Annotated in this window: 8 protein-coding genes; 2 read left to right on the forward strand and 6 right to left on the reverse strand. The window is 74.5% G+C overall.

Features of this window, described 5'->3' with window-relative positions:
- Positions 1 to 66: 66 nt before the first annotated feature.
- From GTR02_RS16110 to GTR02_RS16125, 4 genes are all read right to left on the reverse strand, one after another.
- The gene (locus tag GTR02_RS16110; protein WP_338073857.1) at positions 67 to 918 is read right to left on the reverse strand and encodes an aldo/keto reductase; all 852 of its coding nucleotides are present in this window, start codon (positions 916 to 918) and stop codon (positions 67 to 69) included.
- Positions 915 to 2,666, reverse strand: a complete 1,752-nt coding sequence (locus GTR02_RS16115; RefSeq protein ID WP_166608514.1) for a GH39 family glycosyl hydrolase — start codon at positions 2,664 to 2,666, stop codon at positions 915 to 917. The genes GTR02_RS16110 and GTR02_RS16115 overlap by 4 nt, the downstream gene beginning before the upstream one ends.
- A gap of 168 nt (positions 2,667 to 2,834) precedes the next feature.
- Entirely contained in the window at positions 2,835 to 3,554 is a 720-nt protein-coding gene (locus GTR02_RS16120) for a GntR family transcriptional regulator (RefSeq protein WP_166608515.1), read from the reverse strand.
- 322 nt (positions 3,555 to 3,876) lie between these two features.
- The gene (locus GTR02_RS16125; RefSeq protein WP_166608516.1) at positions 3,877 to 5,847 is read right to left on the reverse strand and encodes a thioredoxin-like domain-containing protein; all 1,971 of its coding nucleotides are present in this window, start codon (positions 5,845 to 5,847) and stop codon (positions 3,877 to 3,879) included.
- 516 nt (positions 5,848 to 6,363) lie between these two features.
- Between GTR02_RS16125 and GTR02_RS16130 the strand changes: the two genes are divergently transcribed.
- Positions 6,364 to 6,972 carry an ATP-dependent Clp protease proteolytic subunit gene (locus GTR02_RS16130; protein WP_166608517.1) on the forward strand — a complete coding sequence of 203 codons (609 nt, stop codon included), beginning with the start codon at positions 6,364 to 6,366 and terminating at the stop codon, positions 6,970 to 6,972.
- Positions 6,972 to 7,571, forward strand: a complete 600-nt coding sequence (locus tag GTR02_RS16135) for a ClpP family protease (RefSeq protein WP_166608518.1) — start codon at positions 6,972 to 6,974, stop codon at positions 7,569 to 7,571. Before GTR02_RS16130 ends, GTR02_RS16135 begins: the two co-directional genes overlap by 1 nt.
- Before the next feature lie 35 nt (positions 7,572 to 7,606).
- Here the strand turns inward: GTR02_RS16135 and GTR02_RS16140 are convergent, their stop codons facing one another.
- Positions 7,607 to 7,966: a helix-turn-helix domain-containing protein gene (locus tag GTR02_RS16140; RefSeq protein WP_338073858.1), complete on the reverse strand. Its 360-nt coding sequence runs from the start codon at positions 7,964 to 7,966 to the stop codon at positions 7,607 to 7,609.
- Positions 7,967 to 8,077: 111 nt separating this feature from the next.
- On the reverse strand, positions 8,078 to 9,619 hold the full coding sequence (locus tag GTR02_RS16145) for a methyl-accepting chemotaxis protein (RefSeq protein ID WP_338073859.1): 1,542 nt from the start codon (positions 9,617 to 9,619) through the stop codon (positions 8,078 to 8,080).
- Positions 9,620 to 9,697: the final 78 nt, after the last annotated feature.

Raw genomic sequence — 9,697 nt, forward strand, 5'->3', positions numbered from 1 at the left:
GGGCCGGTGGTGCGCGGCGCGGTGGGAGCAGGGGTCCTCGCCATCGAGCTCTCCTCCTCGGGTCGGCTAGCGGATCTGGCTCAGGGCGAAGGTGGCGGGGTCGCCACCGAGGCGGGCACCGGCGTCGAGGGCCGTGATGCCGTCGAGCACCTGCCCGTCGAGGTGCACACCCACCGCGGCGAGGTTCTCCGCGATGCGCTCGGGCCGGCCGGACTTCGGGATGACGACGTGCCCTCGGTCGAGGTGCCAGCGCAGGACGACCTGCGCCGGGGTCGCGCCGAGCGTGGCCGCGGCTCGCGCCACCGCGGGCGCGGACAGGTCCGCCCCCTGGCCGAGCGGTGAGTACGCCTCCACCACGATGCCCCGCCGCTGCGTGTCGGCCACGAGCTCGCGCTGCTGGAACGTCGGGTGCAGCTCGACCTGGTTCACGGCCGGGACCACCCCCGACTCCGCCGCCAGCCGGTCGAGGTGCTCGGGCAGGAAGTTCGAGACGCCCACGGCGCGGACGCGCCCCTCGTCGAGCAGCTCGGCCAGCGTCCGCCAGCTGTCCGCGTAGCGGTCGGCCGACGGGTTCGGCCAGTGCACGAGGTAGAGGTCGACGTGGTCGAGGCCGAGCCGGCGGCAGCTGTCGTCGTAGGCGCGCCGCGCGGCGTCCCGGCCCTGGTCGCCGTTGCGGAGCTTCGTCGTGACGAAGACCTCCTCGCGCGGCAGTCCGGACGCCGCGATGGCCGCACCGACCCCCGACTCGTTGTTGTACGCCGCCGCGGTGTCGACGTGCCGGTACCCGGCCTCCAGCGCCGTCTCGACGACGCGCTGCGCCTCGTCCGGCGGGACCTGGAAGACGCCCAGTCCCAACTGCGGGACCTCCACACCGCCGGCCAGCCGGACCGTGGGGACGGTCGGGCGCCCGGCGCTCACCGGGGCTCCAGCACGACGAGCGACACCGCGGGCAGCGGCAGGTCGAGCCGCGTGGTGAAGGTGCCGTCGACCGCCACGTCCTGTGCGGGCGCGAGCTCCTCCAGGCCCTGGCGGCTCGTCATCGCCGCCAGCTGCTCGGGCGTCGGGTCCTGCGGGCTGCCGAGCTCCTGCCACACCGTGTGCGCGTTGCTGTGGCGGGCGTCGATGCGGTGGTGGGTCAGGCGGTAGGAGCCGGGGGCCAGGCCGGTCACGGCCACGTCGACGCTCGCGGTCTCGTCGTCGTGCTGGTGCTGGTCGTCGGTGTGGCGCCAGACCAGCAGGCTGACGCGGCCGTCGTCGGCGCGGGAGGCGAGGACGTCCACCTCCTCGCGCATGCTGCGGCCGTCGCCCGCGTCGAGGTCCTCGGGCGGCGACGCCGCGCTCGACGTCGCGTCCAGCCGGCGCGAGCCGAGCTGCGCCAGCGCCCGGTAGGCGTTGAGGAACGGCTTCTCGACACCGCCGGCCGTGGTGAACGCCCGGGTGCCCTCGAAGTACCGCTCCCCCTCGAAGTAGAAGCTCCACGAGGTGGCGTGCTGGACGCTCACCGCCTCGGTCTCGTTGAGGTCGAGGAGCTTCTTCATGAGCTTGACCTGGAAGACCGGGTAGTACTCGGTGTTCTGGAACCGGAAGTTCGCGTTGTCGTAGACGCTGTAGTGCGCAGGGACCCCGGCGTCGCACTCGTCGACGATCGCGGGCAGCGACCGGTACTCCTCGAACTCCGCGACGACGCGCAGCATGCGGCGGACCTCGAACAGCATCTTGTGCGCCGACGGGCTCTGCCGCTCCGGCGCCGGGCCACCCGTGGGCCCGTACACGCGCCAGGGCGTGAACGCGGAGCCCTTCGTGTGGAAGGACACGAAGTCCAGCGGCAGGTCGTGGGCCAGGGTGTGGCGCAGGAACCCGCGGAGGAACTCCACACCGCCGCCGGTGACGGCGGGCCCGCCGACCTTCGCCTCGGGCAGGACGCTGCGCACCGCCTCGGCGGTCACGGTGTAGAGGTCGTAGAACTGCTCCGGGGTGCCGCGCCAGTAGCTGATGTCCGGCTCGTTCCACAGCTCCCACAACCAGGCGCCGACCTCCTCGGCGCCGTAGCGCTCGAGGCAGTGGCGCACGTGCGCCGCCACGAGCCCGCCCCACTTGGCGTAGTCCTTCGGCGGGTACGCCCAGGCGCCCGCCTCGTAGTTGCTGTAGACGGTGGGGCTCGGGACGACCGCGAGCTCCGCGGCCTCGTCGGGCAGCAGGTCCCGGGGGGTGAAGGCGAGTTCCACGAGCACGTGGTGCCCGGCGCCCACGATGGCGTCGTACGTGGCGTCGACGATGGTGAAGTCGTAGGACGGGTTTCCGTCGGCGTCCTCGTGGTAAACGTTGCCGTTGCCCCAGTGCGGCAGCCCGAAGCCCGTCCCCGAGCAGAACACGTAGTGCGGCCGGACGTGGAAGGCGTGCCCGGAGATCGCCCGGAAGGTCTGCAGGAGCTGCTTGCCGCGCGGTGTGTAGGTCCAGTTGATCTCGTCGTAGCCGATGCTCTCCCAGATCCGGGCGAGGGCCCCGCGGTCGGAGGCGGCGTCCACCGTCACGCTCGCGGAGCGGACGTGCGGCGCGTCCGGGTCGCTCGGGGCGGAGCGCGGGAAGTGGTTGGTGTCCGAGGAGATGCCCGGGTTGTGCAGGCCGGCGCCGTTCACGTCGGCGCGGGTCGGGGTGTCGGTGCTCACGGGATCCAGTGCCTCTCGTCAGGGGAGGGACGACGGTCACCGGGGCGCGCGGGATCGCGGCACCACCGGGGTCGCCGGAGGGGGCGGTGGGCCGGAGCCGGGCCGCCGGGTGCTGTGGGGAGCAGCGGTGGGCCGGAGCCCGGCCGCGGGTGCTGTCGAGGGAGGGGGTCAGGCGCCCGTCGGCTCGACCGGGGAACCGGTGAGGTCGTAGGCGGCGAGGGCGCGGTCACGAGCCTCGGTGATGTGGGCGGCCATGCCCGCTCGTGCGCGGACCGGGTCACCCGTGCGCAGCGCGTCGAGCACCTTGGTGTGCTCGGCGACGCAGTGGTCGGAATCGGTCACCCCCCGGCCCCCGAAGAGGCGGAAGCGCTGGATCGTCCCGCCCAGCGCCGCGTAGGCGCTCTGCAGGAACTCGTTGCCGGTGGCTTCGGCGATGACGAGGTGGAACCGTTCGTCGGCCGCCCAGTACTGGCGGAACTCGTGGAAGGACGGGCCGAGGGGCGCCACCGCCAGGTCGTGGACGGCGTCCTCGAGCCTCTGCAGGATCTCGTCGTCCATGGCGAGGGCGGCGAGTTCCGCGTTGGCGCACTCGAGGACGAGCCGCGCCTGCATGAGCCGTTCGAGCTCGCCGGGGGTGACCACGGGAGCGACCCGGTACCCCTTCAGCGCCGTGCGGCGGACCAGCCCGGTGGCCTCCAGGCGGGCGAGCGCTTCACGGACCGGGGTCTGCGACACCTCGAACTCCCGCGCCAGGGCGTCGATCCCCAGCGTGGTCCCCGCCTGGTACTCGCCGTCGATGAGCAGGTCGAGCACCGCGTCGTAGACGTGGTCCGCCAGCAGCTGCCGGGTGGCGGCCGGGCGACGTGCTCCTCGCTCCACGACCGCCATGTTCGAGCTCCTCGGGAGTAGTCGCTGACCGGTGGCGCACGCACCGCACCTCCCTCATCCTCGCTCATCGTCCACGGTGACGACATCGTCGACCCTAGATCGTGCACGATCGACGGTCAATGGCTCACGCGCCCTCAGTCGGGTGTTCCCTGAGCGCGGGCCGTGCCGCCGCCGTGGTCGCGCCCAGTGCCCAGTGCCCAGTGCCCAGTGCCCAGGAAACTCCCGTCGCCACGTCGGCCGCGGTGGCGACCCGGGACTCCCGTCGCCACGTCCGGCCCGGCCCGGACCCGGACCCGGACCCGGACCCGGACCCGGACCCGGATCAGGCTCCGCGCAGCTCCAGGACGAGGTTCGCGTCGGCGCCCGCGACGAGCCGGACCGGGATGCCCCAGTCCTGCTGGTAGAGGTGGCACGCCGCGAACTCGGGGACCTCCCCCGTCTCCGGGTTCCCGTCGCACGCAGCCGCCTGGACGCTGACGTGCAGCACGCCGCCCGTCAGCCCGCTGGTCACCGGATCGGCCAGGACCACGCTGCGGCGCAGCCCCTCGGCGTCGCCGGCGCCCGCGAGGAGCAGCTCGGGCGGGGAGGCCGCGACCACGAGCCGGGTCGGGTCCCCCCAGCGGTGGTCCAGCTCCTGGCCGGTCGGCGGCGTGAACGCCACGCTGAGCGCCACCGTCCCCGGCGGCAGGTCGGTGGGTGGGCGCTGCACGGTGTGCGCGCCCTCGTCGACACGGAGCTCGCTCGGCACCGCGAACCGGGTCACGCGGTGCGCGGCCGCCTCGACGACGAGCAGGGTCTCGCCGTCGGGCCCGCGGTCCACGACGACGTCGGAGGGTTCGGCGAGGTCGGTGAGCAGGGTGCTGACCTGCCCGGTCGCCGGGTCGTAGCGGCGCACGGCCCCGTTGTAGGTGTCCGCGACGAGGACGGTCCCGTCCGGGGCCACGGCCAGCCCGAGCGGGTGCTGGAGCAGCGCGGGGTCACCGCCGTCCACGGGTGCCCCCGGCCCGTCGCGGAAGCCGAAGTCGAACAGCCCCAGCCCCACCGCGGTACCCACCTCGTACCCCGGGCCCGCGACCGCCTCGACGTTCGCCATCCGGTCGTCCCGGACCGCGCGGACGTCCCGGTCGACGTCGCCGGACCGGCGCAGCCAGCGCAGCGCGGACGTCTCGGCGTCCACGAACCAGAGCGTCTCGACGCCGTCGACCTCCTGCACCGCGAACCCCGACGTCTGCGCGAACCACGCCTGCTCCGCCGGGCCGTCGTGGACCCCCTCGGCGGTCGTCCCCGCGAGGACGCGCACCGTGCCGGCGTCCGGGTCGAAGGCCCACAGCTGGTGCACGCCGGCCATCGCGACGACGACCTGGCCGTCGAACCAGCACACGTCCCAGGGGGTCGAGAGGTCCTGCGTCAGAGCCGGTCCGCCGCCCTCCCGGCGACGGAGCTGGCGACCCGTGCCCGCCAGCGTGGTCACGGAACCGTCGGCCAGCCGGACCCCGCGCAGGGCGTGGTTGACGCTGTCCGCCACCACCACGTCGTAGCCCAGCCGGGCCGCGACGTCCGCGGGGAGGACCGCCGCGCCCTGCGGTTCGGAGAACCGCGCCGACGCGGCCTCGCCGTCGGTGGACCCGCGCTCGCCCGAGCCGATGCGCCGGCGCTCGGTCACCAGGTCGGCCTCGAGCTCCACCAGCTGGTGGTGACCGGTGTCCACGACCAGCAGCCCGCCCGACGGCAGGACGACGGCCCGAGCCGGGTAGCGCAGCGGGGAGTGCGCCGGCTCCGGCGCGACGTACGGCCCGGACCCGCGGTGCAGCGTGCCCTTCGCCGCGTGCTCGGCCACGAGCTCGTCGAGGAGCACGGCCAGCCCGTGCGCGTGCCCCTCCCCGGACAGGGACGCCACGACGTAGCCCTCGGGATCGACGACCACGAGCGTGGGCCACGCCCGCGCCGTGAACGCCTTCCAGGTCACCAGGTCCGGGTCGTCGAGCACCGGGTGGTGCACCTCGTAGCGGTCGACCGCCGCGTCCAGCGCGGCGGGCTCGGCCTCGTGCCGGAACTTCGGCGAGTGCACGCCCACGACCACGAGGACGTCGGAGTACCGCTCCTCCAGCGGCCGCAGCTCGTCGAGCACGTGCAGGCAGTTCACGCAGCAGCTCGTCCAGAAGTCGAGCAGCACGACCTTGCCCCGCAGGTCGGCGAGGCTGACGGCGACGCCGCCGGTGTTCAGCCACCGGCGACCGACGAGCTGCGGAGCGCGGACACGCGCACGGACGGTGCGGGACGAGGTGCTGACCACACCCCCATCCTCCCCCGCCCCGGGGGGCGGCGGCGACACGGCTGCCCCGGCGACCGCGCGGCCGGGCCGGGCGGGCGCGGACGAGCGGCCCGGGGACAGGCCCCTGCGCCGCACGCCGTGCGCCGCGCCGACCGGCTCCGCGGGCGTCAGCGGTCCCGGGCGCTGCGGCAGCCGGGGGGGCACCCGGGGAACCTCGATCTCGTCCATGCCGGGGAACCTAGGGGCGACCTCCGACACGACCCCGCGCGGCGAGAGGTCGATGACCCGTTGCGGTGCAGCACGTCGCACAGCGTCGGGAGGCGCCGCCGGGTCCACAGGCCACGAGCGGCGGAACCCTGTGCACGGCGTCGGGGATCCGTCCCCGCGGCCCCTACCGTTCCCCCCGTGAGCCACCCCGGAACCCTCTGCCGCGGGCAGATCTCCTCACGGCAGAAGTCCTTCCCCTCCCCTCCGCGCTCCCCGCACAGTGGGAGCGGGCCCCACCTCGGCGGCCCCGGGAACTCCCAGGAGGTCAACGTGTCCGCACCACCCAGCACCCTCGCCGGTCCCTTCGACGACCAGTTGTCCCAGCGCCTGCTGCACCAGCGCATCGTCGTGCTGGGCACCGAGGTGGACGACACCGTCGCCAACCGCATCTGCGCGCAGCTCCTGCTGCTGTCCGCGGACGACCCGCGCAGCGACGTCGCCCTGTACATCAACTCCCCCGGCGGCTCGATCAGCGCCGGGCTCGCGATCTACGACACCATGCGCCTCGTCCCGAACGACGTGGCCACCCTCGTCATGGGCATGGCGGCGAGCATGGGGCAGTTCCTCCTGTGCGCCGGGACGGCGGGCAAGCGGTTCGCCCTGCCCCACGCCCGAGTGATGATGCACCAGCCGTCGGGGGGCATCGGCGGCACGGCGGCCGACATCGCCATCCAGGCGCAGAACCTCGCGCACACCAAGGCGACGATGCAGCGGTTGATCGCGGAGAACACCGGTCAGGACGTCGCCACCATCGAGGCCGACTCGCAGCGCGACCGCTGGTTCACCGCGCAGGAGGCGAAGGACTACGGCCTCGTCGACGCCGTCGTGGAACGGGTCGAGGACGTCCGGCTGGGCACCGTCCGGAAGGTGGGTCTGTGATGGCGTACACGATCCCGTACGTCACGGAGACGACCCCGCGGGGCGACCGCACGTCGGACGTTTTCAGCCGCCTGCTGTCGGAGCGCATCGTGTTCCTCGGCGGCGAGATCGACGACGCCGTCGCCAACGTGGTCATCGCCCAGATGGTCCACCTCGCAGCCGAGAGCCCCACGGCGGACATCAGCCTCTACATCAACTCCCCGGGGGGTTCCGCCACGGCCCTGACGGCGATCTACGACACCATGCAGTTCATCCAGCCCGACGTCGCGACGTTCTGCGTGGGGCAGGCCGCCTCGGCGGCGGCCGTGCTCCTGGCGGCCGGGACGGCGGGCAAGCGCTCCGTGCTCGAGCACTCGCGGGTGCTGCTGCACCAGCCCTCGGGGGGTGCGCAGGGAACCGCCACCGACCTCGAGCTGCAGGCCGCGGAGGTGCTGCGGATCCGGGCGCAGATCGAGGAGGTCCTGGCCCGCCACACGGGCCACGACGTGGCGCGGCTGCGGGCCGACCTCGACCGCGACCTCGTCCTGCCCGCGCGGGAGGCCGTCGCCTACGGGGTCGCGGACCGGGTGGTCTCGCCCCTGGACGCCGTGCCGCGGTGAGGAGGCGACGGCGGGGAGACCCTGCGAGTCGGACGTCAGGCGGCGAGCGAGAGCGTGACGCCGGAGCGGCCCGTGCTCGCGGCGCCGGCGAGAGTCGTCCCGGTGCGCTGCAGCAGGTCCACCAGCGTCAGGTCCAGCGCCTCGCAGACCGCGGCGAGGACCTCGGAGGAGGGTTCCTTGCGTCCGCGCTCGACCTCGGACAGGTACGGCAGCGACACGCGAGCGGTCGCGGCCACGTCCGCGAGGGTGCGCCGCTGCTCGGCGCGCTCCGCCCGCAGGACCTGCCCGACGGCCACGCGGAGGAGGAGTTCGGGCCGGCGGCGGTCTCGAGGTGCGGACGGGCCGGCCCCGCCGGGCACCAGGCGCAGCGGGGGGCGTGCGGGAGCGTGGTCCACGACGGTCTCCAGTCCTCGACGGCTGTGGTCACGACGCTACGAGGACGTGCCGGGGCGCCGCACGGGTGTCCGCTCAGGGCGGACACCCGTGCGGTGGTCGGGCCGGCGGCGTCAGCGCCGGTCGTCGAACGCCGCGGCCATCCGGGCCTGCTCGTCGATCACGGCGCCGATCCGGGCCTGCACGGTGTCGAGCTCCCGGATGATCCCCGCCGTCTCGCCGATGCCGTCCGCCACGGAGCGGCTGGAACCCTGGATGCCCGCGATCTGGTCGGCGACCCGCTGGGTCGCCTCGGCCGTCTCCCGCGCCAGGTCCTTCACCTCGCTGGCGACGACGGCGAAACCGCGGCCCAGCTCGCCGGCACGTGCGGCCTCGATGGTCGCGTTGAGCGCCAGCAGGTTCGTCTGGTCGGCGATCGCGGAGATGATCTTGATGACCTCGCCGACGGCGGCGGACGCGGCCTGCAGGGCGTCCACGTCGGCCGTCATGGTCGTCGCCTGGTGCACGGCGGCGTCGGCCACCCGGCCGGCGTCCGTGGTCGCGTCGCGCAGCCGGGACACCGTCGTGAGGAGCTCGCGGGAGTTGTGGGCGTCGGCCTCGACCCGGCGCAGGACGTCGAGGCGCTGGGAGACGAGCTGCTGCACGTTGCGCAGGGCGGCGGCCCGCGACGGCGACAGCTCGATGGTCTCGGTGGTGAAGAAGTCCATGGTGCCGACGACACGCCCACCGCTGGTGACGGGGAAGCACACGCCCGAGCGGACACCGGCCCGCTGGGCCGCGGGGGCCCGCACGCAGTCGGTCAGCTCGCCGAGGTCGCGCACGAAGACCAGGTCGCGGGCGCGCCAGGCCCGCCCCGACAGGCCGACGCCCTCGGCGAAGGACGCCTGGAGCGTCACGCGGCGGAACTCCTCCCCGGCGGACCCGGACTCGGTGACGAACCGGAGCTTGCGGGCCTGCTCGTCCAGCGCCCAGTACGAGCCGTACGCCCAGCCGAAGGCGGACCGCACGGTCTCCAGCGCCAGGGTCAGCGCGCCCGCCTGGTCGACGGCGTCGCCCACGCGGGTCACGACGGTGGTGACGGCCATGCGGTCGTTGAGCGTCTCCTGCAGCAGCGCCGAGTCGAGCGCGCGGCGGCGCGCGTGCGCCGCGACGCGGGCGATGGCCTCCCACTTCTCGCTGCGCCCGCCGAAGAAGGGCAGCGGGTCCGCGCTGTAGAACTCCTGGACCGCGACCACCTCACCGCCCTCGGTGATCGGCATCTGGCACCCGTGGCGGGCGCCGGCCGCCTGGGCGTCGCGCCAGCGCAGGCAGGTGTCCGCGCCCGTCGCGGTGCCGCAGTCCTGCGGTCGTCCCGAGGCGAGGGCCTGGCCGCCCACGCCGTCGCCGGGCCTCAGCTCCAGCCCGCGGCTGCCGGCCATCGCCGCGGTGAGCTCCCCGACCTCGGCGCCGAGGCGGAAGCGACCGTCCGCGCCCGGCAGCCACACCGCGCCGTAGGCCAGGTCGAGGGCGTCGACGAGGGCGCGCACGCCGGCGACGTGGGCCTCGAGCTCGGTGGTGACCCCCGCGTCGAGGGCGGCGAGGACGGCCTCGAGCGCCTCCACGTCGCGCGGCATGGGCAGGTCGGCGGGTGCCGGGCGGGCGGGGCGTCGGAACACGGTGGCTCTCCGTTCGTCCAGGGCGGGCGTCGTCGGCGGCGCACGCTTCCTCGTCGCCACCGAGGATCGGCACGTCGC

This window comes from Kineococcus siccus (assembly GCF_009906795.1).
Classification (GTDB): Bacteria; Actinomycetota; Actinomycetes; order Actinomycetales; family Kineococcaceae; genus Kineococcus; species Kineococcus siccus.